Raw genomic sequence first — 23,712 nt, 5'->3', positions numbered from 1 at the left:
CCACGCGCCCCCTCTTCCGACACTCTGCGCAGTCGCCGCTACACCCAGCGTAACCCGAGTGCCTGTCCGACGGTTCACCTGGCATGGCTGGCGCCCCGCCCCCGGTCCCCCGGACCCCTCCGGTGACCCCGTTCACCGCGGTTCCGTTCCCCCGTCGGCCGCTCGTGCCGGGCGGGGCGTGGGAGCGGGTTCGGTGGTGGTACGAGAACGCGCTCGGCTGGCCCACCGCGCCCGGATCCCCGGTACGGCTGCACACGGGCATCCGCTTCGACGTGCTCGACGTCCCGGCCGAGGCCGGGCATGCGGCGCTGGGGCGGCTGGGACCGCCGGGACGGCCGGGGTCCGGCGCTCCGGTGGCCGTCCGGGGCGAGCGTATGCTGCTGCTCGTGGCCGCGGGCAGCGCGGAGGAGTTGCCCGGCCTGCTGGACTGGCTGGAGTGGGGATCGCTGGCGCTGGACCTGACGGCGGTCGGCGCGGGCGGCCTCATCGACGCGCCCCTGCCCCCCGGGGCCGACCCGAGCGGCCCGACCGGCCCGTGGGCGCTTCCTCCGGACCACGGCGGTTCACAGGGGGCCGCCGTGTGGCTGCGGCCCCCCGAGCCGGGGTGCGAGGCCGGGACCTCGCTGCCGAGGCTGTCGGCCGTGGGAGGCGACGGGGTCGCTCCCGATCTCGTACGGCTGGTGCGCACGCTGGCGACGCAGTGCCACCGGGTCGGACTGCGGCGCGCGTGCGGCCCGCCGCCGGTCCCCTCGCGTGCGCCGCGCTGAACGCGGGCGGGCGTGCGGGTGTGCGGAGCCCTGTCACGCGGGCCGGACGGTCAGCCGTTGGCCTTCTCGTACGCCTCGCGGATGGCCTGGGGAACACGACCGCGGTCGTTGACCTCCAGGCCCTGCTCCTTCGCCCAGGCGCGGATCGCCGCGGTGTCCTGGCTGCCACCCGCAGTGGCGCGCGCCTTTCCGCGGCCGCTCGAAGCACGGCCCCCGGTGCGGCGGCCGCCCTTCACGTAAGGCTCGAGAAGGCCGCGGAGCTTGTCCGCATTGGCGGTGGTGAGATCGATCTCGTACGTCTTGCCGTCCAACGCGAACGTCACGGTCTCGTCCGCCTCGCCGCCGTCGAGGTCATCGACAAGAAGGACCTGAACCTTCTGTGCCACCGGATTTCCTTTCATCGATAACTTGAGGGCCGGAGGTCTGTCGGCGTCCGCCGTATCGCCGTCCCCTGTTATATGCAGTACTGCAGTACGTCGGAAAGCAAACCGCTTTTGCCGGAAAAACACAAACCCCCGGTGGAGACCCGAAGCCCTCCCCCACACGGGAAAGATGCGCGTTTCGGACATAGGGAACCGGCGCACGGTCCTTCGGCGGAATAAACCTGGCGTGCGTGCCCGGATCCGCCTCCGGACCCTTGCGGGGCTTGCCGAAGCCCGACGATCACAGATGCAGAAGCATCCGGCTGTTGCCCAAGGTGTTCGGTTTCACTCGTTCGAGTCCGAGGAACTCCGCTACGCCCTCGTCATAGGAACGCAGCAGCTCCGCGTAGACATCCGCGTCGACGGGTGTCTCTCCGATCTCCACGAAGCCGTGCTTGGCGAAGAAGTCCACTTCGAAGGTCAGACAGAAAACACGTCGAACACCGAGCCAGCGCGCGGTCTGCAGCAACTTCTCCAGCAACTGATGTCCGACACCGGCCCCCTTCAGGCCCGGCTTCACCGCGAGAGTCCGCACTTCGGCGAGGTCTTCCCACATCACGTGCAGGGCCCCGCAGCCGACCACCTCGGCGTTGTCGTCCCGTTCGGCCACCCAGAACTCCTGGATGTCCTCGTAAAGGGTCACCGTCGCTTTGTCGAGCAGGATGCGGTCACGGGCGTAGGCGTCGAGGAGCCGGCGCACGGCGGGGACATCGCTGGTGCGGGCCCGCCGGACGGTGATGGCTTTTGACATGTGGGGACGCTATCGCCCGTCGGCTTCCGGTACCGAGCCGGGGTTGGGGCCCGGGGTTTCCGGACCCTGCACGATGCGGATGGCGTCTCTCAGTGCCTGCCGCTGTTCCTCGCTCATCATGCCGAAGAAGGCGACGAGGGCGGCGGCGGGGTTGTCGCTCTGGGACCAGGCGTCGTTCATCAGCGCGGCGGCGTAGGCGGCGCGGGTGGAGACGGCCTCATATCGATAGGCCCGGCCTTCCGCCTCGCGGCGCACCCAGCCCTTCTGATGGAGATTGTCCAAAACGGTCATCACCGTGGTGTAGGCGATGGACCGTTCCTGCTGGAGGTCTTCCAGGACTTCTCGAACGGTCACCGGGCGGTTCCACTTCCACACCCTCGTCATGACCGCGTCTTCGAGTTCTCCCAATGGGCGGGGCACAACTCAGAACAGTAGTGGGAGATGTCGGCACTGGCGTGCCGAGCGGGCATCTTCAGGGCAAACGGGCACAAAAAGGGCGTACGACTCGGGGTGCGGGCCTGGTGGGGCGCGGTGCGTGGAGTCGTACGCGGTGGGGTGGTGGAGCGGTGGCGTGGCGCGGCGCGGCGAGGCCGGGAGGGTCAGGCGTCGGGGTTCGCGGTGGCGGCCTGGCGGGCGCCCTCCGCCCGTGCGATGGCGGCGTCCACGGCCGCGTCCTCCTTGGCCTTGTTGGCGCCGCCCTGGGTCTTCACGATCACCCTGATCACACCGATGAAGAGTGCGGCCATGACGACCGGGGGCAGGAGCGCGGAGACGTAGTCCATGGGACCAGGGTAGCCACGGGACGGGGGCCGGACGCCGCGGGGTGGGGTGGGGCCCGCGGGGTCGGCGGGGCGGGGGCCGGTGGGACGGGGGTCCGGTGGAGCGGGGGTTCGGTGGAGCGGGGGTCCGGTGGGGCCGTGGGGTCAGCCGGCGGCCAGGTGGTGCCGGGAGCCGGCGGGGGGCGAGGACGGCTTGCGGCGGGGGAAGACCTCGCCGGGGGTGGGGATGGGGCGCTTGGGGGTCTGGGGAGCCGCCGGGGAGGGCTGGGGGCCGGGCTTCTGGGCGGGCTTCTTCTCCGGCTTCGCGGCGTCCCGGGCAGCCGCGTCGGACCGGCCGCCGGGGAGTGCGAGGAGGGGGGTGCGGGCGGCGGGGAGGAGGGGGGCCGTGCGGGGGCGCCCGGGGGGCTCGGCGTCCGCCCGGCAGCGGGACAGGAGGGCCTGTGCGGTGGGGTTGCCGCGCAGGGCCCGGAGGGCGGCGAGGTCGTCCGCGCCGGGGCGGTGTCCGGCGTCCAGTGCCTCGCCCATGAGCGTGAGGTATCCGACCGCGGTGCCGGGGAGGGCGGCGCGGTAGCGGGCGAGGTCGGCCACCAGGAAGGCGCGCAGCCGCGCGCTCTCCCGCATCGCCTCGTCGAGCGACTCTGCGAGGCGTAGGCAGTCCTGGACGTCCTCGGCCGAGACGGGGCTGGGGTTGAGGGCGAGGGCGAGGGCGCGTCGGAGCACACGCAGCTCCTGCACGCCGAACGCCATGCCGCCGCGGGATCCGTATGGCGTGGGCATGCGGCGACGATACGCGCTAATCAGACAAACTCGGCATAACGGGTGGGTGTGGCGTGGGGGTGCCACTCGGGTGGGGGTGGTGGGTGGTGCTGGTGGGATGCCGGCGGCGGCCTGTGCGGGCTTCGGTGGGGGTGCGCGTAGCGCATTCGGTTGCGCTGTGAGTCGGGGCCGCGCCGGGGGGTGTCCGTCCCCGGAACGGCGCGAAATAGGTCGGTGACCACCTGACTGGCGTTGACGCGCCAACCACTGCGGGCGGACACCCCCCGACACGTCCCCTCCCCGCCGCACGCGGCTGCGGCTCCGCGCAACCGCGGGCAGTCGTGCCTCCCCCAGTGCCTGAACGGCCTGGGAGGTACCCCCAGGGCGGCACGGGTGGGCGCGGGCGGCACCCCGTCAGCGCCGGGCCGCGCGACCCGCCCCCGGCCCGCACCCACGCCGGGTGACCTCACATGCGGGACACGTTTCGTTCGTACACCAGTCGCAAGCCCATCAGCGTCAGCCACGGCTCGTGTTCGTCGATCACCGAGGACTCCCCCAGCACCATCGGCGCCAGCCCACCCGTCGCGATGACCGTGACGTCGTCGGGGTCGGAGGCCAGCTCGCGGGCCATGCGGTTGACGACCCCGTCGACCTGGCCGGCGAAGCCGTACACGATGCCCGACTGCATGGCCTCGACCGTGTTCTTGCCGATCACGCTGCGCGGCCGCGCCACCTCGATCTTGCGGAGCTGCGCGCCCTTGACGCCGAGCGCCTCGACGGAGATCTCGATCCCGGGGGCGATGACCCCGCCGACGTACTCCCCGCGCGCGCTGACCGCGTCGAACGTCGTCGCCGTGCCGAAGTCCACGACGATCGCCGGGCCGCCGTAGAGCTCGACCGCCGCGACGGCGTTGATGATGCGGTCGGCGCCGACCTCCTTGGGGTGGTCGGTGAGGATCGGGACGCCCGTCTTGACGCCCGGTTCGACCAGGACCGCGGGGACGTCGCCGTAGTAGCGGCGGGTGACCTCGCGCAGTTCGTGCAGGACCGAGGGGACCGTGGCACAGATGGCGATGCCGTCGATGCCGTCGCCCAGCTCCTCGCCGAGGAGCGGGTGCATACCCATCAGGCCCTGGAGGAGGACCGCCAGCTCGTCGGCCGTGCGGCGCGCGTCCGTGGAGATGCGCCAGTGCTCGACGATGTCCTCGCCGTCGAACAGGCCCAGGACGGTGTGCGTGTTGCCTACGTCGATCGTCAGCAGCATGGCCGTCCCTACTCCGCCGCTCGCAGGTCCAGGCCGATGTCCAGGATCGGCGAGGAGTGGGTGAGGGCTCCCACCGCCAGGTAGTCGACGCCCGTGTCGGCGTACGCCTTGGCGTTGTCCAGGGTGAGGCGGCCGGACGCCTCCAGCGCGGCGCGGCCGTTCACGATGGCGACCGCCTCCTCGCACTCGCCGGGCGTGAAGTTGTCCAGCAGGATCAGGTCGGCGCCCGCGTCCACGACCTCGCGCAGCTGGTGCAGGGTGTCGACCTCGACCTCGATGGGGACGTCGGGGAAGCGCTCGCGGACGGCGTTGAAGGCCTCGGCGACACCGCCCGCGGCGACCACGTGGTTGTCCTTGACCAGGGCCGCGTCGGAGAGGGACATGCGGTGGTTCACGCCGCCGCCGCAGCGGACCGCGAACTTCTCCAGGGAGCGCAGGCCCGGCGTCGTCTTGCGGGTGTCGCGGACCTTGGCCTTGGTGCCCTCCAGGGCGTCCGCCCACGCGCGCGTGGCCGTCGCGATGCCGGACAGGCGGCACAGGAGGTTCAGCGCGCTGCGCTCGGCGGTGAGGAGGTCGCGGGTGCGGGTGGTGACGGACAGGAGCTTCTGGCCCGCCTCCACGCGGTCGCCGTCCTCCACGTGGCGTTCCACCTCGAACTCGTCCGTGCAGACGACCGAGAGGACCGCTTCGGCGACCCGCAGGCCCGCCGCCACGCCCGCCTCGCGCGCGGTGAAGTCGGCGGTGGCGACGGCGTCCTCCGGGATGGTCGCGACCGTCGTCACGTCGACGCCGTGGGCCAGGTCCTCCTGGATGGCGACGTTCGCGATGTCCTCGACCTCCACGGGGTCGAGTCCGGCGTTCACGAGCAGGGCCGCGAGCGCGGGGTCCAGGCCGCACTCCAGGTAGATCTCTTCGTCGTTGTCCGCGCCGCAGGCGCAGCCGTCGCCGCAGCCTCCGGCGGAGGCGATGGGAAGGTCGGGGGTGTTCACTGCTGTCACTGCTCCTGGGGGCGCTGCGTCGGCTGGGGGACGTGGGCGGTCGGGGGGAATTCTGCGGTGTCGGTGGGGTGCACCGCGAGGGTCCGGTCCGGGTTCAGGCGTACGACGATGTGGCGGCGCCAGGTGGTGTCGTCGTGGTCGGGGTGGTCCTCGCGCCAGTGGCAGCCCCGGGTCTCCTCCCGCTGTGCCGCCGCGGCCACCAGGACGCGGGCCACGCACAGCAGGTTCGTGGTCTCCCAGGTGTCGACGCCCGGCTCGGCCGTCTTGCCGTTGTCGTGGAGGGCTTCGCGGGCCTCGGCGTGGAGCCGGCCGAGCTGGTCGGCGGCCCGGGTGAGGGACTCGCCGGAGCGCAGGACGCCGGCGCCCTCGGTCATGATCCGCTGGATGGCGAAGCGGGCCTCGGGCGGGAGGAGCGGGTGCGCGGGCTGCTCCGGGTGCGGGACGGGGGCGGGCACGCGCGCGTGGAGGGTGCCGTCCGCGTGGCTCGCCGCCACGTCCGCGGCGATGCGTTCGGCGTAGACGAGCCCTTCGAGGAGGGAGTTGGAGGCCAGCCGGTTGGCGCCGTGCACGCCCGTGCAGGCCACCTCCCCGCACGCGTACAGGCCGGGGACCGTCGTACGGCCGTGGGAGTCGGTGCGGACGCCGCCGGAGGCGTAGTGGGCGGCCGGGGCGACCGGGATCGGCTCGGTGACCGGGTCGATGCCGTGGGCGCGGCAGGCGGCGAGGATCGTCGGGAAGCGGTGCTCCCACATGTCGGCGCCGAAGTGCCGGGCGTCGAGGAACATGTGCTCGGCGTCCTGCTCCTGCATGCGGCGCATGATGCCCTTGGCGACGACGTCCCGGGGCGCGAGTTCGGCGAGTTCGTGCTGCCCCTGCATGAAGCGCACCCCGTCGGCGTCCACCAGGTGGGCGCCCTCGCCGCGTACCGCCTCCGAGACCAGGGGCTGCTGGCCCTCCGCGTCCGGGCCGAGGAAGAGGACCGTGGGGTGGAACTGGACGAACTCCAGGTCGCTCACCTCGGCGCCGGCGCGCAGCGCGAGGGCCACGCCGTCGCCCGTCGAGACGGAGGGGTTCGTCGTCGCCGAGAAGACCTGGCCCATGCCGCCGGTCGCCAGGACCACGGCGGGGGCGTGCACCGCGCCCACGCCGTCGTGCTGGCCCTCGCCCATGACGTGCAGGGTGACGCCGGCGGTGCGGCCCTCGGCGTCCGTGAGGAGGTCGAGGACGAGCGCGTTCTCGACGGTGCGCAGGCCACGCGCGCGTACCGCCTCGACGAGCGCGCGGGAGATCTCCGCGCCCGTGGCGTCGCCGCCGGCGTGCGCGATACGGCGGCGGTGGTGGCCGCCCTCGCGGGTCAGGGCCAGCCCGCCCTCTGTGGACGCGTCGAACTGCGCGCCGGTCGCGATGAGCCGGCGTACGGCGTCGGGGCCCTCGGTCACGAGGGTGCGGACCGCGTTCTCGTCGCACAGGCCGGCGCCCGCGACCAGGGTGTCGTCCAGGTGCTGTTCGGGGGTGTCGCCCTCGCCCAGGGCCGCGGCGATGCCGCCCTGCGCCCAGCGGGTGGAGCCGTCGTCGAGGCGGGCCTTGGTGACGACGACCGTCTCCAGGCCGGCCGCCTCGCAGCGCAGGGCCGCCGTGAGGCCGGCGACGCCGGAGCCGACGACCACCACGTCCGCGGCGATGGCCCACCCGGGCGCGGGTGCGTGCAGTCGTATGCCTGTGCTGGTCACGAGGCGGCTCCGAAGGTGAGGGGGATGTTGTCGATCAGCCGGGTCGCGCCGACCCGTGCGGCGACGGCGAGGACGGCCTCGCCGGTGAAGTCGTCCCCGATCTCGGAGAAGTCGGACGGATCGACCAGGGCGAGGTAGTCCAGCCGCAGCGGCGGGTCGAAGCGGGCGGCGTCGTCCAGGACCAGGCGGGCGGCGGCCCGGACGGCCGCCGGGTTGCCGGGGGTGGCCTCGGCGACGGCGTGGGCGTCGGCCGCCGCGCGGGACTCCCCGAGGGCGCTGAGGGCCTCGGCACGCGCACGCGTGGCGGGCACTTCGCGGGCCCGCGCGCGCAGCGCCTCCAGGGCGACGTGCCGGTCGAGGCCCGCGAACAGGGCCTGGGACAGGGCGAGGGCCGTGCGGCGCTCCTGCGGCGAGAGGTAGCGGTTGCGGCTGGAGAGCGCCAGGCCGTCCTCCTCGCGGACGGTGGGGACGCCGACGATCTCCACACCGAAGTTGAGGTCGCGGACCATGCGGCGGATCAGGGCGAGCTGCTGGGCGTCCTTCTGGCCGTACAGGGCCGTGTCGGGACGGGTCAGGTGCAGCAGCTTGGCGACGACCGTGAGCATGCCGTCGAAGTGGCCGGGCCGGGAGGCGCCCTCCAGGCGTTCGCCCATGGGTCCGGCGGAGATGCGGACCTGGGGCTCGCCGCCCGGGTAGACCTCCTCGACGGAGGGGGCGAAGACGACGTCGGCGCCCGCCTGCTCGGCGACCTTGAGGTCGGCCTCCAGGGTGCGCGGGTAGCGGTCGAGGTCCTCGCCCTGACCGAACTGGAGCGGGTTGACGAAGACGGTGACGACGACCTCGCCGTCCGGCCCGGCGATCCCGCGGGCGGTGCGGATCAGGGTGGCGTGGCCCTCGTGCAGGGCGCCCATGGTCATCACGACGGCACGGCGACCGCGGCGCACGCGCGCGTGCAGCTCGTCGGCGGTGCGCAGCAGGGTGGTGGTCATCGGGCGTCTCCCTCGGTGCCGTTGGTCCCGTTGGCGAGTACCCCGAGCAGGTCCTCGGCGAGTTCGGGCTTGAGCAGCCCGTGGGCAAGTGCCCGGTCGGCGGTGGCGCGGGCCATCGCCAGGTAGCCGGCGACGGCCTGCGGGGCGTGCTCGCGCAGCTCCCCGATGTGGGCGGCGACCGTGCCCGCGTCCCCGCGCGCGACGGGGCCGGTCAGGGCGGCGTCGCCGGAGCGCAGGGCGTTGTCGAGGGCGGCGCCCAGCAGCGGGCCGAGCATCCGGTCGGGGGCGTCGACGCCCGCGGTGCGCAGCAGCTCCATGGACTGGGCGACCAGCGTGATCAGGTGGTTGGCGCCGAGGGCGAGCGCCGCGTGGTACAGGGGGCGCTTGTCCTCGGCGATCCACTCCGGTTCGCCGCCCATCTCGATGACGAGGGCCTCGGCGGCCAGTCGCAGCTCCTCGGGCGCGGTGACGCCGAAGGAGCACCCGGCCAGGCGCTGGACGTCCACGGGGGTGCCGGTGAAGGTCATCGCCGGGTGCAGGGCCAGCGGCAGGGCGCCGGCCCGCAGGGCGGGGTCCAGCACCCTGGCGCCGTACCGCCCGGAGGTGTGGACGAGCAGCTGGCCGGGGCGTACCGCGCCGGTCTCGGCGAGTCCGGTCACGAGGCCGGGCAGGGCGTCGTCCGGAACCGTCAGCAGCACCAGCTCGGCGCGCTCCAGGACCTCGGCGGGCGTGACGAGCGGCACGTCGGGGAGCAGGGCCGCGGCACGCCGCCTGGAGGCGTCCGACACCCCCGAGGCGGCGACCGGGCGGTGCCCGGCGAGCTGGAGGGACGCGGCCAGCGCGGGGCCCACGCGGCCGGCGCCGACGACGCCGACGGTGAGCCGCGCAGGGCGGTCCTTGGGGTCTGGCTGTGGGGTTGTGTTCACGCGACGGCGGCCTTCCCGTTCCAGTCCGCTCGGGGTACCGGACGATTTCTCGTCATGTTAACGCGATTGGTTCGGGGGGCGTCCGGTTGTCCACAGGCTGTGGGTTTCCGTACGGAGCCGGAGCACACACACGCGCGGGCGTGTGGGATCGCGTGCGGGTACCCGGGTGCCCGTGCGGAACGTCACGCGGCATGATCCCCGCATGAGCGATACGGCGCGGCAGAGCGAGCGGCAGAGCGGGGAATCCGCGATCGGGGAACCGGCGAGCGAGGAGCCGGCGAGCGGGGGATCCGCGAGCGGGGAGCCGGTGGAGGGGCGGCGCGAACGGCTCCGTGAGCGGCGCGCCGCCGCCCACCGCAGGGCGCGGCGGGTGCTCGCCCGCCCCGGCTTCGCCGGCTCCCTGCGGGAGCGGCTGGCCCTGCTGGACGGGGCAGCGGAGCTGTACGACCTCGACGAGCCGTCGGACATGTACGGCAACGGCGTGGTCGAGGCCCTGGAGAAGAAGGTGGCCGCCCTCCTCGGCCTGGAGGCCGCGGCCTTCTTCCCGACCGGCACGATGGCCCAGCAGGTCGCCCTGCGCTGCTGGGCGGGCCGCACCGGCAGCCCGGTCGTCGCCCTGCACGGGCTCAGCCACCCCGAGGTGCACGAGCGGCACGCCCTCAGCCAGGTCAGCGGGCTGCGCCCGGTCAGGCTGACCGGCGAACCCCAGCTGCCGACCGCGCAGGAGGTGCGCGACCTGGAGGAGCCGTTCGGCGCGCTGATGCTGGAGCTGCCGCTCAGGGACGCCGGTTTCCTGCTGCCCTCCTGGGAGGAGCTCACCGAGGTCGTCGGGGCCGCGCGGGACCGCGACGCGGTGGTCCACTTCGACGGGGCCCGCCTGTGGGAGACCACCGTCCACTTCGGCCGCCCGCTGGAGGAGATCGCGAGCCTGGCGGACAGCGTGTACGTGTCGTTCTACAAGTCCCTCAAGGGCTACGGCGGTGCCGCGCTCGCCGGTCCGCGGTGGCTGGTGGAGGAGGCGAAGGTCTGGCGGCACCGCTACGGCGGCACGGTGTTCCAGCAGTTCCCGACGGCCCTCGCGGCCCTGGCCGGACTGGAGCGGGAACTGCCCCGGCTGCCGGAGTACGTGACCCACGCGCGCGTGGTGGCCGCCGCGCTGCGCGAGGGCTTCACCGCGGCCGGTGTGCCGTGGGCGCGTGTGCACCCCGAGGTGCCGCACACCCACGAGTTCCAGGTCTGGCTGCCCTACGACGCCGACGACGTCGCCGAGGCGGCGGTCCGGCAGGGCGAGGAGACGGGGCGCCTGCTCTTCTCCCGGGCCTGGGACGCCCCCGTCCCGGGACTCGCCGTCACCGAGGTCGGTGTGGAGGACGCGGGCCTGGAGTGGACGGCCGCCGACGTGCGGACGGCGGTCGCCGATCTCGTCTCCCGGCTCAGCCCGCGGAGCGGCGCCTAGGACCTGGATGCGGCGACAGCCACCGGGTCAGTGCCCGTCGTAGCCGCCCGTGGGCCGGGCGTCCGGCGAGTACCGCCCGGAAGCGGCGGTACTCGCGCCACTCGCGCACGACCGCACGGTCGTGCGTGCCGGGCGCGGGCGGCAGGGGCTCACCGTGCTGCCGGGCGCGGTGGGTGTCGAGGAGGTACTGCTGGGTGACGCTCATGACGGATCGCCTTCTCGGGACGTAGGAGGTCGGGTGTGATCGGGCTCCGCGGCTGCCCCGGTGGTCCCAGACTGCTCCGGTGCGGCGTCCCGCGTCGCGTGGATTGACGGCGGCCGTCAAACGAGGCCGGCGTTGTCGGTGGCGGAGTGCACCATGAGGGCATGAGCGTGCACATCGACATCACGGGACTGAGGCCGGAGGCGGTCGCCGTCGTACTCTCCCCCCTGGGCGAGCTGTGCATGGCGCTGCACGCGCTGTCCGAGCCGGGGCACCACCCGGGCCTGCAGGGCTGGGTGACCGGTGTCACCGCCCGGCTGGACTCGCACCTGGCCGACCGGATGTGCGAGGCCGACTTCCTGTGGCGGACCACGTTGTCCGACCTGTTCCTGCCGTTCGCCGGCATCCCGGGCCGCAGCACCCTCCCGGGCGCCACGCTCGCCGAGGACCTGGACCTGCTGGACAAGCTCTCGGACGAGCAGTTCGTGGACGCGGCGCTGGAGTTCACGTGCGCCCTGGAGTACGGCACCCGGGGGCGCTCGGCGCTCACGGACGCCGGGCTGCGCCGGCGTGCCCTGGACCTGGCCGCCGCGCGGGGCCCGCGGCAGCTCCGGTTCAGCGAGCGGCTGCTCGCCGACCCGCCGCGGATCAGGGCCTGGCTGCGGCAGTTCCTGCACGACTGCGACGAGGCGTTCTTCGCGGAGGCCTGGTCCCGGCTGCGCCACCAGCTCGCGGCCGACGCCCGCCACAAGACGGAGATCCTGCGGCGCAAGGGCCTGGCCGAGGCACTGGCCGCGGTCTCCCCGGCGGTGACGCTGGACGAGACCGCCGGGCGGATCACGATCGACAAGCTGGGCGACGGCCGTACGGCGACCGGGGACGGCGGCCTGCTGCTCCTGCCCACCAGCCTCGGCTGGCCCCACCTGTCCGTCCTGTACCGGGACGGCTGGCAGCCGGTGCTGCACTACCCGGCCGGCTCTCCCGAACTGGCCTCGCCCCCGTCGGTCGAGCAGCTCACGCTGCGCATGTCCGCGCTGTCCCACCCGGTCCGGATGCGGATCTGCCGCCTTCTGGCGCGCAGCGCCTACACCACGGGCGAGCTGGCGCAGGCGCACGGCATGACGGCCCCGGAGATATCCCGGCACCTGGGCGTGCTGAAGAAGGCGGGACTGCTCACCATGCGCCGCCGCGGGCGGTACGTCCTGCACCAGCTGGACGTGACGGTGGTGGCCCGCCTGGGCAGCGACTTCCTGGAGGGCATCCTGCGGTAGCCCGCACCGGGCTCAGTCGAACCGGATGTGCCGCAGCCCCACGCCCGCCTGCCGGAGCCGCGTCCGCAGCGCGCCCTCGCGGTTGGGTTCGAGGGTGAGCCCGGCGAGCACGGCGATCCGGTCCGCGGTCTTCGGGACGGTCGAGTGGTCGGTCCACAGGTGCTCGGCGAACTCCGGCTCGCGCAGCCGCTCCAGGCAGTGGTCGAGCTGCCGCACCGCCCAGCTCTCCCGGCGCGGACCGGTCTCCTTCCCGGCGACGTACCGCAGGACTTCCCCGATGCCCCGCTCACGCAGCCGCCTCAGGACGGTCTCGCGCTCGGCGAGGAGGGTGAAGTGCCGTACGTCGTGGCCGAGGTCGCTCAGCCGTCCGACGGTCTCGGCGAAGTACCCGGAGTCCGTCACCGTCATGGGGACGATCACCACGCCGTCGTGCTCGCGGAGCGCGAGGTCGAGCACCTCCACCACGCCCTGCCGCCAGGAGACGAGGTCCTGGAAGTCCCCCCGCAGTCCGGGCGGCAGCATGCGGCGCAGGCCGAAGCCGGCGTGCTCGGGGTCGCAGATGACGCTGCCGGGCAGCCGGCGCCGTATCTCGTGTGCGGTCTGTGTCTTGCCGCCCCCGAAAGGGCCGTTGATCCACAGGAGCATGCGCAGACCCTACCGACGGCCCCGGGCGCCGTCAGTCGTGTCCGCCGGCCCGCACCAGGCCGGTCTCGTAGGCCAGCACCACCACCTGCACCCGGTCGCGCAGGGCCAGCTTGGTCAGGATGCGGCCCACGTGCGTCTTCACGGTCGCCTCCGACAGCACCAGCCGGGCCGCGATCTCGCCGTTGGACAGTCCCTGCGCGACCAGCACCATCACCTCACGCTCGCGCTCGGTGAGCCGCTGGAGCTCCTTGTGCTGGGGCTCCTTGCCGGTGGCCGGCAGCATCGGGGCGAAGCGGTCCAGCAGGCGGCGGGTGGTGGAGGGGGCGACCACCGCGTCGCCGCTGTGCACGGAGCGGATCGCGGCGAGCAGTTCGCCGGGCGGCACGTCCTTGAGCATGAAGCCGGAGGCTCCCGCCTTCAGCGCCGAGAACGCGTACTCGTCGAGGTCGAAGGTGGTCAGGATCAGTACCTTCGGGGCGCCGGGCTGCGCGCAGATCCGGCTGGTGGCCTCCACCCCGTCCAGCTTGGGCATGCGGACGTCCATCAGCACCACGTCCACGTCGGTCGAGCGCAGCACCTGGAGGGCCTCGACGCCGTCGCCCGCCTCGGCGACGACCTCCATGTCCGGCTGGGCGGCGAGCACCATCCGGAACCCGGTGCGCAGCAGCACCTGGTCGTCGACGAGCATTACGCGGATCGTCATCGGGGCCTCTTCCGTTCCGTCTGCCTGGGGTCTTACAGGTGTCAACGCCGTACGTGCGGATGTGCGCGGGCGTCAGTGTGCCGGTCTCAGCGGCAGCAGCGCGCTGATGCGGAATCCTCCGCCCGGGCGCGGGCCCGCGTCCAGGGTGCCGCCGACCATGCCGACCCGTTCCCGCATGCCGATCAGGCCGTGGCCCTGGCCGTCGAAGCCGCCCTCCTCGTACAGCTCGTGCGGGGCGCCCTTGCCGTCGTCCTCGACCAGCAGGCCGAGGCCGTCGTCGAAGTAGACCAGGCGCACGCTGGCGCCGGCGTTGGGTCCGCCGTGCTTGCGCGTGTTCGTGAGCGCCTCCTGCACGATGCGGTACGCGGTCAGCTCCACGCCGCTGGGCAGCGGACGCGGGGTGCCCTCGACCTTGAAGTCGACGGGCAGCCCGTGGCTGCGGCACTGCTCGACGAGGTCCTCGATCTGCTGGACGTCGGGCTGGGGGACGTACTCGCCGGCCTCCTGGTGCTCGCCGGTGCGCAGCACGCCCAGCAGGCGGCGCATCTCGGCGAGGGCCTGGCGGCCGGTGGAGGAGATCGTCTCCAGGGCCTTCTTCGCCTGGTCGGGGGCGGCGTCGAGGACGTAGGCGGCGCCGTCGGCCTGCACCACCATCACGGAGACGTTGTGCGCGACGACGTCGTGCAGTTCGCGCGCGATCCGGGCGCGCTCGGCGGCGACCGCGACCTTGGCCTGCGCCTCGCGCTCCTTCTCCAGCCGGGCCGCCCGCTCCTCGAGCTGGGCGAAGTAGGCGCGGCGGGTGCGGATGGAGTCGCCGAGCACCCAGGCCAGGGCGAACGGCACCGCCTGGAAGACGGTCACGGCGATGTTGCCCGCTATGCTCACGTCGTCGTTGGGCCAGCGCAGCTGGGCGACGGGCGCGGCGCACAGGCCCGCCGTGAGCGCGGTCCGGGAGGCCCAGCGGGCGCCGGTCGCGGCCACGGTGTAGACGATGACGAGGAGTGCGAAGTCGGCGGGCATCGTCGGGACGTCCAGCGCCAGCTGCGCCACGCCGAGTCCGACGCCCAGCAGCAGCATCTTCTCCGGCATGCGCCGGCGCAGCGCGATCACCAGGCACAGCAGCACCATGAACGGAATGGTCAGCGCCGGGGCGTCCGTCCCTCTGGCCTCCTGCTGCGGGGCCAGGGACGCCACGGAAATCCCGAGCAGGACAAGGGCCCAGACGCAGTCGACCCCGGTGGGGTGTCTGCGAAGGAAGTCGTAGAGGCGCTGCACGTAACCCAGCGTAGGGAAGCGTGATAGGTGCAGGGGTCAACCGGAGGACCGATCCGCGCCCCCTGCGCATACTCCGCAAGGTGGAGGCACCGTTCCCCTGTGCGCTTAGCCTGGCCCCGTGACGCGAGGGACAACAGGGACAGCGGGGACATCCGGCGAGTGGCGGGGCTGGAGGGACGCCATGCGGGAGGCCCTCTACGGACCGGACGGTTTCTACCGCGGGCCGGAGGGCCCCGCGGGGCACTTCCGCACGTCCGTGCACGCGTCGCCGCTGTTCGCCGGGGCCGTGGCGCGGCTGCTGTGCCGGGTCGACGAGGCGCTGGGCCGGCCCGCGACGCTGGATTTCGTGGACATGGCGGCCGGACGGGGCGAGCTGGTCACCGGGGTCCTCGCCGCGCTGCCCGCCGAGGTGGCCGCCCGCACGCGCGCGTACGCCGTCGAGATCGCCGGCCGGCCGCAGGGCCTGGACCACCGGATCGAGTGGCTGCCGGAGCCGCCGCGGGGGATCACCGGGCTGCTGTTCGCCAACGAGTGGCTGGACAACGTACCGGTGGACGTGGCGGAGGTGGACTCCGCGGGTGTGGTCCGTCGCGTGCTGGTCCGGGGCGACGGGACCGAGCGGCTGGGGGAGCCGGTCGCCGGGGCGGAGGCTCGGTGGCTGGCGCGGTGGTGGCCCCTGCCGGCCGAGGAGGGGCTGCGGGCCGAGATCGGCCTGCCCCGGGACACCGCCTGGGCGTCCGCCGTGTCGGCGGTCGGCAGGGGGCTCGCCGTGGCCGCCGACTACGCGCACACGGCGGGTACGCGTCCGCCGTTCGGGACGCTCACCGGTTTCCGGCAGGGCCGCGAGACGGCGCCCGTGCCGGACGGGTCGTGCGACATCACCGCCCATGTGGCGCTGGACGCGTGCGCCACGGCGTGCGCGCTCCCCGGTGCGCGTCTGCTCCCCCAGCGCGACGCCCTGCGCGCCCTCGGCCTCACCGGCGCACGCCCCCCGCTCACGCTCGCGACGGCCGACCCCGCGGCGTACGTCCGCGCCCTCGCGGGCGCCTCGGAGGCCGCCGAACTGACCGCGCCGGGCGGGCTCGGCGACTTCGTGTGGCTGACGCAGCCGGTCGGGACGGCCGATCCGCTCGCGCTACTTGTCGATGTCCCCGACCACGAAGAACAGTGACCCGAGGATCGCCACCATGTCCGCGACCAGCGTTCCGGGCAGCAGTTCCGTCAGCGCCTGGATGTTGTTGTACGAGGCCGAGCGCAGCTTCAGCCGGTACGGGGTCTTCTCGCCCTTGCTGACCAGGTAGTAGCCGTTGATGCCGAGGGGGTTCTCGGTCCACGCGTACGTGTGGCCCTCGGGCGCCTTCAGGACCTTGGGGAGCCGCTGGTTGACCGGACCGGGAGGCAGCTCGGCCAGGCGGTCCAGACAGGCGTCGGCGAGGTCGAGGGAGTTGTGCGTCTGGTCCAGCAGGCACTCGAAGCGGGCGAGGCAGTCGCCCTCGGTCCGGGTGACGACCTTCAGGGTGTCCTGGAGCTCGCCGTAGGCGAGGTACGGCTCGTCGCGGCGCAGGTCGAAGTCGACGCCCGAGGCGCGCGCGATCGGGCCGCTGACGCCGTAGGCGTGCACGGCCTCGGGCGTCAGCGCGCCCACTCCTCGCGTCCGGCCCCGGAAGATCTCGTTGCCCAGCACCAGGTCGTCGAAGACGTCCATGCGCGAGCGCACGGCGGAGACGGCGGCACGCGCGCGTGCGGTCCAGCCGGCCGGCAGGTCCTCCTTGAGGCCGCCGACGCGGTTGAACATGTAGTGCATGCGCCCGCCGGAGACCTCCTCCATGACGTTCTGCAGCACCTCCCGCTCCCGGAACGCGTAGAAGACCGGGGTGATGCCGCCCAGTTCCAGCGGGTACGAGCCGAGGAACATCAGGTGGTTGAGCACCCGGTTCAGCTCCGCGAGCAGCGTGCGCAGCCACACCGCGCGCGTGGGGACCTCCATGCCGAGCATGCGTTCCACCGCGAGGACCACGCCCAGCTCGTTGGAGAACGCCGACAGCCAGTCGTGGCGGTTGGCGAGCACGATGATCTGGCGGTAGTCGCGCGCCTCGAACAGCTTCTCCGCACCGCGGTGCATGTAGCCGATCACGGGCTCCGCGCGCGTGATGCGCTCACCGTCCAGGACCAGCCGCAGTCGCAGCACGCCGTGCGTGGAGGGGTGCTGGGGTCCGATGTTGAGCACCATGTCGGTGCTCTCCGCGGCGCCGCCGATGCCGACCATGGTCTCCGTCGTAGGAGTCATGCACACAGTCTCTCCTACGTACGCTGGGCTCATGGAGACGGGGAGCCCGGGCGACGCGGGCACGGCGGGGGCGACGGAAGCGGCGCGGGACGAGCCGGTGTGGACCGGGCTGCCACCGGGGCTGCTGCGGATGCGACGGCTGCTGCTGGTGGTGTGGCTGGGGCTGTGCGCGCTCGCCGCCGGACTGCTGCCCGGGCTGTTCGCGGGACCGGTGTGGGCGGTCTTCGCGCTGCTGCCGCTCGCCCTGATGGTCTGGGGCTGGGTGATGCTGGAGCGGAACTGGCGCTCCTGGCGCTACGCCGAGCGCGCCGACGACCTGCTGATCAGCCGGGGTGTGCTGTGGCGCGAGGAGACCGTCGTGCCGTACGGGCGGATGCAGCTGGTCGAGGTCACCTCCGGGCCGGTCGAGCGGCACTTCGGGCTGGCCAGCGTGCAGCTGCACACGGCCGCCGCCGCGACCGACGCGACCATCCCGGGCCTCGACCCGGCCGAGGCGGAACGGCTGCGCGACCGGCTCACCGAGCTGGGCGAGGCCCGATCGGCGGGGCTGTGAGCACCACGGAGCCCCGCGAGGAGGTGACCGAGCGGCGGCTGCACCCCGTCACCCCGCTGCGGCGGGCGTGGGCACCGGTCGCCGTGCTCGTCGGCTGGGCCGTGCACGACCCCGACCAGGCGCAGCGCCAGCTGACCCGGCTGACCACGACCACGCTGCTGATCGGCCTCGCCGTGCTGATCCCCGCCGCCGCCCTGTACGGCTTCCTGACCTGGTGGTTCACCCACTTCGCGGTGACGGACACCGAGCTGCGCATCCGTACCGGCCTGCTGTTCCGGCGCACCGCGCACATCCGGCTGGAACGCGTCCAGGCCATCGACGTCACCCAGCCGCTGCTCGCGCGCGTCGCGGGGGTCGCCAAACTCAAACTCGACGTCATAGGCACCGACAAGAAGGACGAGCTGGCCTTCCTGGGCGCCGACGAGGCACGCGCCCTGCGTGCCGAGCTGCTGGCGCGGGCGGCCGGCTTCGCACCCGAGACCGCGCACGAGGTCGGGGAGGCACCCTCCCGGCAGCTGCTGCGCGTGCCGCCCGGCGTCCTCGCCGTCTCGCTGCTGCTGACCGGCGCCACCTGGGGCACGCTGGTCGCCGCCGTGGTCGTACCGACGCTGCTGTGGCTCGCCACCCACAACCTGTGGACGGTCCTGGCGACCGCCCTGCCGCTGCTGGGCGCGGCGGGCGCGAGCAGCGTGGGGCGGTTCGTCGGTGAGTACGACTGGACGGTGGCCGAGTCGCCCGACGGGCTCCGCATCGACCACGGGCTGCTGGACCGCGCCCACGAGACGGTGCCGCCGGGCCGGGTGCAGACCGTGCGGATCGTGGAGCCGCTGCTGTGGCGGGGGCGCGGCTGGGTGCGGGTGGAGCTGGACGTGGCCGGGTCGTCGAACTCCGTGCTGCTGCCCGTCGCCCCGCGCGAGATCGCCGAGTCCGTCGTCGCGCGCGTGCTGCCCGGGGTGACCGTACCGGCCCGCTCGTCGCTGTCCCGGCCGCCGCGGCGGTCCTGGCGGTGCCGGCCGCTGTGGTGGCGCGGTTACGGGCTCGTCGTCACCGACGCGGTGTTCGCCGCCCGGCACGGGCTGCTGCGGCGCAGCCTCGCGCTGGTGCCGCACGCCAAGGTGCAGAGCGTGCGCCTGACGCAGGGGCCGTGGCAGCGGGTGTGGCGGGTCGCCGACGTCCGCGTGGACACGGGGGCGAACAAGACCGTCACCGCCCGGCTGCGGGACGCCGACGAGGCGGCACGGCTGCTGCACGCCCAGGCGGAGCGGTCCCGGACGGGCCGCCGCGACGCCCGCCCGGACCGGTGGATGGCCTGACGGCCCTGTCCGCCCTGTCGGCCCCGCCGGCCGGAGTCAGGACGCCGCGCTGCGCAGTCCCTGTACGTCGATCTGTTCCGTCTCGTCGTGGGCCGTCAGGTCGATCACCTGGCCCGCGGCCCGGGACTTCTCGTCGGCCGGTTCGGCCCCGGCCTCCTCCTCGGCCTTGTGCAGGGCGAGGGCCTCCGGGCCGACCACGTCGGCGAGGTCCTCGTTCTGGACGTCCTCCAGGGCCTCGGGCGTCGACGTGCCGTCCTCGGCGTTCGGCGACGTGCCGTCCTCGGCGTTCTTCGTGCCGAAGAAGTCGAAGCCGCCCTCGACGACCGGGCGCCGCGCGGGAGCGGCCGGTACGACGGCCACCGCGGCCGGCACCGTGAAGTGCCCCGCGGGCTGCGGTGCGGACTGCGCGGGCCGGTCGTCCGGCCGGGCGGTCGTGGTGGCGGCCGAGCGCCGGTGCCCGTCGGCCGCCTCGGGCTGCCCCTGTGCCTCGTCCTCCCCCGCGGCGGGTCCGGCAGGGGCCGCGGCCTCGCCACCTTCGCCGCCGTCGTCCGAGCCGGTGGCGCTCTCGCCGGCGTCCGTGCCGGCGACGGTCTCGCCGTCGAACCGCGACAGCGCCGCCCGGGCCCGCTGGAACAGCGGGGCGCCCTCCGGCGAGAAGACGGCGGGAGTCTCCGGGGTCTCCTCACCGGCCTCCTGGACCGGCGGCTCCTCGGCCGGCGCCGTCCGCGCCGGCGGCAGCGCGGGCGCCGGGGACGCGGCCTCGATCTCCAGCAGGCGGCGGCCCTCCAGCGCGGTGGCGCGCTCGGTCTCCGCCGTGGCGTACCGCCGCAGCAGGGCGGCGTGCTCGTTGCGCAGCCCGGCCAGCTCCGCGCGCTTCGCCCGCAGCCGGTGCTCCAGCTTCTGGCGCAGCTCGCGCGACTCCTCCAGGTCGGACTCCAGTTCGGCGACCCGTTCCTCGTGACGCCACTCGTCGCTCGCACGCGCGCGCGTGAGGTCGGCGACGCGCTTGCCCGCCTGGGCGTCCCAGCGGCGCATGACGAACGCGCCGGCGACCGCCGTCACCGCGGCGGCCGCGGCCAGCGAACGAAGGATCAGCGTCTCGCTGAACACCCAGGGGCCGAGGGCGCAGACGACGGAGACGCCTGCTATCGCCGACGGAGGAAGCAGCCTGTGCAGAGGCGGGGAATGACGGTGACGTCCACGTGGCATGGCCAGAAACTTACCGCGCGTAGGCGAATCTTGGCGCCCCGCCCCGTAAAAACTCAGCGGTCTCCCAAGGGTTCACAGGGCATCAGGAATCCACTCGTCCACCGGAAGGGGAATTAACTCAAGATCATTTTCAGTCTCACCCGGCGGGCCCTCCGCCGGCGGCTCTCGTCAGCGGCCGCTCAGGCGTCCGCCGAGCCACTGCAGGGTCGCGGGAATCTCGCGCCGCCACGTATTGAAGTTGTGCCCGCCGCTTTCGAGGATGATCGACGAGATCCGCGTCGGCTTCCTCGCCTTGACCCGCTCAATGAACTCCAGCGTGTCCTTGTAGTTCGTCTCGCCGGCCTTGCTGCTGGTGACGAGCAGCGAAGTGTCGGGAGCGGGCATGTGTTTGAGATACCACCAGAGGTCGGCCCGATTCCTCAGTTCCTCGTCACCGTGGAAGAGGTCGCCCGTGGTGGGGTCGCTCGGCGCGTCGTAGTACGCGGACAGACCGGCCCCGGCCGCGTACACCCCGGGGTGGTGCATGGCGAGCTTCAGCGCGCAGTAACCGCCCGTCGAGTCCCCGACGATGCCCCAGCTGCCCGGTTTCCGGCCCACGCGGTAGTGGGCGAGCACGGCGCCGGGAAGGTCCTCGGCGAAGAACGTCTCCGTCTGCGGTCCGCCCGGGACGTCCACGCACTCCGTGTCCCGCGGTGGCGCGACCGTGGGGCGCAGCATCACCAGGATCATCGGCTGCATCCGGCCCGCCCTGGCCAGCTCCAGGGCCGTGCGCGGATAGTGCAGCTTGTCCACCAGCGCCTCGGCCGTGCCCGGGTAGCCGGTCAGGACGACGGCCGCGGGGAACGTACGGGTGCGGTGGCGGGACTGGAAGTACTCCGGCGGCAGGTACACGTAGGCGGATGTCGCGATGTGCGTCGTACGGCCGGTGAGCTCGACCTTCTGGATCTGGCCCGCGACCTCAGGCCGGGTGCTGCCGGCCGCGTTCACCCGCCGGGTGCCGACCACCTGGAGCGAGCCGCCCGGATCGCCCGCCGCGTGGTCGACGACGACCCCCTGGCCGGTCTCCCGCCCGAACAGGTCCGCCCAGCCGGCGTAGAAGCCGAACGCCTGGTTGGCGGCGAGGCCGACCGCGGCGAAGACGGCGAGCTGCGTGGCGAGCAGCAGCCCGATCCGCCCGGCGACGGCCCGCAGGCTGCGCCGGGCCAGCCGCGGCCACAGCCAGACCGTGCCGGCGAACAGCAGCACACCGGACAGCACCGCCAGCGCAAGCACCGTGTTGCTCGTGAGACCCATGCGTCGCTACCTGCCTGCGCTTTCCGTGATTCTGTCCGGGCTTTTCCGTGCGAGGGGGAGTGAACCTCTCCCTCCGAGACACCGTCCTAGAGGGCGCAATGTCGCCGGATGCCCGAATCGGGGCCGGATCCACGATCTCTCGCAGAACCACGGGATGCGATGTCTGTCAGGACAGATGAGGAAATGTCGGGTGGGGTTCCCCAGTCCATGAGCGTGCGCCGGATACCGCGCGGCCCGCGCCCGGAGGCCGTGCCCGTCCTCGTCGGCAGAGCCTGCTCCTTCGTCGGCGTGCTGGACATCGCCGCGGGCGTCTTCCCACGGTTCCGGCACAGCCGTGTGCACGCCCTCGCCGAGGTGCTGCCCGGCGCGTTCGGCCCGTTCGCCGCGGCGCTCTCGCTCAGCGCCGGGGTGCTGTTGCTGCTGCTCGCGCACGGCCTGGGGCGCCGCAAACGCCGGGCGTGGCGGGCGGCCGTCGCCCTGCTGCCGCTCGGCGCCGTGGCGCAGTTCACCTACCGTCACTCCCTCGTCGGGGTGCTGATCTCGCTGGCGCTGCTCGCACCGCTGCTGCGGCACCGGGACCAGTTCGCCGCGCTGCCCGATCCGCGCAGCCGGTGGCGGGCGCTGGCCAACTTCGTGCTCATGAGCGCAGGTTCCCTCGCGCTCGGACTGGTCGTCGTCAGCGCCCACCCGCACCGCATGGCCGGCGATCCGAGCCTGGCCGACCGCATCACGCACGTGCTGTACGGCCTGTTCGGCGTGGAGGGGCCGGTCCACTACCGGGGCAGCACCTCCTCGACGGTGGCCTTCTCCCTCGGCGCACTCGGCCTGCTCACCGCCGTCACCACCGTCTACCTGGCCTTCCGCCCCGAACACCCCGCCGCACGCCTGACGGAGGAGGACGAGGCACGCCTGCGCGCGCTGCTCGCCAAGCACGGCGGCCGGGACTCCCTCGGCCACTTCGCGCTGCGCCGCGACAAGGCCGTCGTCTTCTCCCCCAGCGGCAAGGCGGCCGTGACCTACCGCGTCGTCTCCGGGGTGATGCTGGCCAGCGGCGACCCGATCGGTGACGTCGAGGCGTGGCCGGGCGCCATCGAGCGCTTCATGGACGAGGCCCGCGCCCACTCCTGGACCCCCGCCGTCATGGGCTGCTCCGAGACCGGCGGAGAGGTGTGGACCCGCGAGACCGGGCTCGACGCCCTCGAACTGGGCGACGAGGCGGTGGTGGACGTCGCGGATTTCTCGCTCGCCGGCCGCGCGATGCGCAACGTGCGCCAGATGGTCAAGCGCATCGAGCGCGCCGGTTACGAGACCCGGGTACGACGTGTCCGTGACCTCGGCGACGCCGAGCTGGACCGCATCCGCCGCGCCGCCGACGACTGGCGCGGCACCGACACCGAGCGCGGCTTCTCCATGGCGCTGGGCCGCGTCGGCGACCCCGCGGACGGGGACTGCCTGGTCGCCACCGCACACAAGCCGGACGCCGAGCCCGGCGCGTACGGCGATCTGAGGGCGGTCCTGCACTTCGTGCCCTGGGGCAGCGACGGCGTCTCCCTGGACCTGATGCGCCGCGACCGCTCGGCCGACCCCGGCATGAACGAGCTGCTGATCGTGGCCGCCCTCCAGGCCGCCCCGAGGCTCGGCATCGAGCGCGTCTCGCTGAACTTCGCGATGTTCCGCTCGGCCCTGGCGCGCGGGGAGAAGATCGGCGCGGGTCCGGTGCTGCGCGCCTGGCGGGGACTGCTGGTGTTCCTCTCCCGGTGGTTCCAGATCGAGTCCCTGTACAAGTTCAACGCCAAGTTCCGGCCCCGCTGGGAACCCCGCTTCGTCGTCTACCGCGCCTCCGCCGACCTGCCCCGCATCGGCCTCGCCGCGATGCAGGCGGAGGGCTTCGTCAACGTTGCCCCGCCCCTGCCTCGCTTCCTGCGCCGTCGCACGCCCACGCGGCGCCCGTGCGCGCACCGGGTGGCGGAGCGGGACGCGCGGGCGGTGTGAGCGCGGCCCGGCGCTCCCGGGTGCGCGGCGTGGCTGCGGGCCGGGGTGGGACGCGCGGCCCGGCGCTGCCGGGGTGCCTCCCCCAGAGGGGGTACCCCCAGCGCCCACCCGTGCCGCCCTGGGGGTACCTC

The 23,712-nt window shown here is 73.6% G+C and carries 24 protein-coding genes; 7 read left to right on the top strand and 17 right to left on the bottom strand.

Annotated elements, in window-relative coordinates; genetic code table 11:
• Positions 1-83: 83 nt before the first annotated feature.
• Positions 84-767: an SCO3374 family protein gene (locus tag H0H10_RS25510; RefSeq protein ID WP_188183448.1), complete on the top strand. Its 684-nt coding sequence runs from the start codon at positions 84-86 to the stop codon at positions 765-767.
• A 50-nt stretch (positions 768-817) separates the two neighbouring features.
• Here H0H10_RS25510 and H0H10_RS25505 read toward each other — a convergent pair whose 3' ends face one another.
• From H0H10_RS25505 to H0H10_RS25460, 10 genes are all read right to left on the bottom strand, one after another.
• Positions 818-1,153: a histone-like nucleoid-structuring protein Lsr2 gene (locus tag H0H10_RS25505; RefSeq protein WP_188183447.1), complete on the bottom strand. Its 336-nt coding sequence runs from the start codon at positions 1,151-1,153 to the stop codon at positions 818-820.
• A 277-nt stretch (positions 1,154-1,430) separates the two neighbouring features.
• Complete coding sequence (locus tag H0H10_RS25500) at positions 1,431-1,940, bottom strand: amino-acid N-acetyltransferase (protein WP_188183446.1); 510 nt, start codon at positions 1,938-1,940, stop codon at positions 1,431-1,433.
• Positions 1,941-1,949: 9 nt separating this feature from the next.
• Positions 1,950-2,348 carry a BlaI/MecI/CopY family transcriptional regulator gene (locus tag H0H10_RS25495; protein ID WP_188183484.1) on the bottom strand — a complete coding sequence of 133 codons (399 nt, stop codon included), beginning with the start codon at positions 2,346-2,348 and terminating at the stop codon, positions 1,950-1,952.
• A gap of 191 nt (positions 2,349-2,539) precedes the next feature.
• Positions 2,540-2,722 (bottom strand): hypothetical protein, encoded by a 183-nt coding sequence (locus tag H0H10_RS25490; RefSeq protein ID WP_188183445.1) that lies wholly within the window; start codon positions 2,720-2,722, stop codon positions 2,540-2,542.
• A 141-nt stretch (positions 2,723-2,863) separates the two neighbouring features.
• Positions 2,864-3,496: a hypothetical protein gene (locus tag H0H10_RS25485; RefSeq protein WP_223180410.1), complete on the bottom strand. Its 633-nt coding sequence runs from the start codon at positions 3,494-3,496 to the stop codon at positions 2,864-2,866.
• 445 nt (positions 3,497-3,941) lie between these two features.
• The gene (locus tag H0H10_RS25480; RefSeq protein WP_188183444.1) at positions 3,942-4,739 is read right to left on the bottom strand and encodes a type III pantothenate kinase; all 798 of its coding nucleotides are present in this window, start codon (positions 4,737-4,739) and stop codon (positions 3,942-3,944) included.
• A gap of 8 nt (positions 4,740-4,747) precedes the next feature.
• Complete coding sequence (gene nadC, locus H0H10_RS25475; RefSeq protein WP_188183482.1) at positions 4,748-5,728, bottom strand: carboxylating nicotinate-nucleotide diphosphorylase; 981 nt, start codon at positions 5,726-5,728, stop codon at positions 4,748-4,750.
• A gap of 5 nt (positions 5,729-5,733) precedes the next feature.
• Entirely contained in the window at positions 5,734-7,467 is a 1,734-nt protein-coding gene (locus tag H0H10_RS25470; RefSeq protein WP_188183443.1) for an L-aspartate oxidase, read from the bottom strand.
• The gene (gene panC / locus H0H10_RS25465; RefSeq protein ID WP_188183442.1) at positions 7,464-8,456 is read right to left on the bottom strand and encodes a pantoate--beta-alanine ligase; all 993 of its coding nucleotides are present in this window, start codon (positions 8,454-8,456) and stop codon (positions 7,464-7,466) included. Before panC ends, H0H10_RS25470 begins: the two co-directional genes overlap by 4 nt.
• On the bottom strand, positions 8,453-9,382 hold the full coding sequence (locus H0H10_RS25460; RefSeq protein WP_188183441.1) for a Rossmann-like and DUF2520 domain-containing protein: 930 nt from the start codon (positions 9,380-9,382) through the stop codon (positions 8,453-8,455). Before H0H10_RS25460 ends, panC begins: the two co-directional genes overlap by 4 nt.
• A gap of 202 nt (positions 9,383-9,584) precedes the next feature.
• On the opposite strand from H0H10_RS25460, the gene H0H10_RS25455 reads away from it, so the two are divergent.
• Positions 9,585-10,838 (top strand): threonine aldolase family protein, encoded by a 1,254-nt coding sequence (locus H0H10_RS25455; RefSeq protein ID WP_188183440.1) that lies wholly within the window; start codon positions 9,585-9,587, stop codon positions 10,836-10,838.
• Here the strand turns inward: H0H10_RS25455 and H0H10_RS25450 are convergent.
• Positions 10,816-11,043 carry a hypothetical protein gene (locus H0H10_RS25450; protein WP_188183439.1) on the bottom strand — a complete coding sequence of 76 codons (228 nt, stop codon included), beginning with the start codon at positions 11,041-11,043 and terminating at the stop codon, positions 10,816-10,818. The genes H0H10_RS25455 and H0H10_RS25450 overlap by 23 nt on opposite strands.
• 161 nt (positions 11,044-11,204) lie before the next feature.
• Between H0H10_RS25450 and H0H10_RS25445 the strand changes: the two genes are divergently transcribed.
• The gene (locus H0H10_RS25445; RefSeq protein WP_188183438.1) at positions 11,205-12,311 is read left to right on the top strand and encodes a DUF5937 family protein; all 1,107 of its coding nucleotides are present in this window, start codon (positions 11,205-11,207) and stop codon (positions 12,309-12,311) included.
• A gap of 12 nt (positions 12,312-12,323) precedes the next feature.
• On the opposite strand, the gene H0H10_RS25440 is transcribed toward H0H10_RS25445, so the two are convergent.
• The 3 genes from H0H10_RS25440 to H0H10_RS25430 all read right to left on the bottom strand — a co-directional run bounded on the left by H0H10_RS25440 (position 12,324) and on the right by H0H10_RS25430 (position 14,934).
• Positions 12,324-12,956, bottom strand: coding sequence for an AAA family ATPase (locus H0H10_RS25440; protein WP_188183437.1), 633 nt, complete (start codon positions 12,954-12,956; stop codon positions 12,324-12,326).
• Positions 12,957-12,987: 31 nt separating this feature from the next.
• Positions 12,988-13,659 carry a response regulator transcription factor gene (locus H0H10_RS25435; RefSeq protein ID WP_188183436.1) on the bottom strand — a complete coding sequence of 224 codons (672 nt, stop codon included), beginning with the start codon at positions 13,657-13,659 and terminating at the stop codon, positions 12,988-12,990.
• Positions 13,660-13,731: 72 nt separating this feature from the next.
• Positions 13,732-14,934 (bottom strand): sensor histidine kinase, encoded by a 1,203-nt coding sequence (locus tag H0H10_RS25430; RefSeq protein WP_188183435.1) that lies wholly within the window; start codon positions 14,932-14,934, stop codon positions 13,732-13,734.
• Positions 14,935-15,052: 118 nt separating this feature from the next.
• On the opposite strand from H0H10_RS25430, the gene H0H10_RS25425 reads away from it, so the two are divergent.
• Positions 15,053-16,105: an SAM-dependent methyltransferase gene (locus H0H10_RS25425; protein ID WP_373566872.1), complete on the top strand. Its 1,053-nt coding sequence runs from the start codon at positions 15,053-15,055 to the stop codon at positions 16,103-16,105.
• Here the strand turns inward: H0H10_RS25425 and H0H10_RS25420 are convergent.
• Positions 16,070-17,221 (bottom strand): NADH-quinone oxidoreductase subunit D, encoded by a 1,152-nt coding sequence (locus tag H0H10_RS25420; RefSeq protein WP_188183433.1) that lies wholly within the window; start codon positions 17,219-17,221, stop codon positions 16,070-16,072. The genes H0H10_RS25425 and H0H10_RS25420 overlap by 36 nt on opposite strands.
• Positions 17,222-17,252: 31 nt before the next feature.
• Between H0H10_RS25420 and H0H10_RS25415 the strand changes: the two genes are divergently transcribed.
• A complete protein-coding gene (locus tag H0H10_RS25415; protein WP_188183432.1) occupies positions 17,253-17,774 on the top strand; it encodes a PH domain-containing protein in 522 nt (173 codons plus the stop codon).
• Positions 17,759-19,087 (top strand): PH domain-containing protein, encoded by a 1,329-nt coding sequence (locus tag H0H10_RS25410; protein WP_188183481.1) that lies wholly within the window; start codon positions 17,759-17,761, stop codon positions 19,085-19,087. Before H0H10_RS25415 ends, H0H10_RS25410 begins: the two co-directional genes overlap by 16 nt.
• A gap of 36 nt (positions 19,088-19,123) precedes the next feature.
• On the opposite strand, the gene H0H10_RS25405 is transcribed toward H0H10_RS25410, so the two are convergent.
• Positions 19,124-20,296, bottom strand: a complete 1,173-nt coding sequence (locus H0H10_RS25405; RefSeq protein ID WP_188183431.1) for a hypothetical protein — start codon at positions 20,294-20,296, stop codon at positions 19,124-19,126.
• A 168-nt stretch (positions 20,297-20,464) separates the two neighbouring features.
• A complete protein-coding gene (locus H0H10_RS25400; protein ID WP_188183430.1) occupies positions 20,465-21,589 on the bottom strand; it encodes an alpha/beta hydrolase in 1,125 nt (374 codons plus the stop codon).
• Positions 21,590-21,772: 183 nt separating this feature from the next.
• Here H0H10_RS25400 and H0H10_RS25395 point away from each other — a divergent pair, with 183 nt between their 5' ends.
• Positions 21,773-23,581: a phosphatidylglycerol lysyltransferase domain-containing protein gene (locus H0H10_RS25395; RefSeq protein ID WP_188183429.1), complete on the top strand. Its 1,809-nt coding sequence runs from the start codon at positions 21,773-21,775 to the stop codon at positions 23,579-23,581.
• The last annotated feature ends 131 nt before the right edge of the window (positions 23,582-23,712 follow it).

Source organism: Streptomyces griseicoloratus, assembly GCF_014534645.1.
Lineage (GTDB): Bacteria > Actinomycetota > Actinomycetes > Streptomycetales > Streptomycetaceae > Streptomyces > Streptomyces griseicoloratus.
This window is presented reverse-complemented; position numbering and strand designations above follow the sequence as displayed.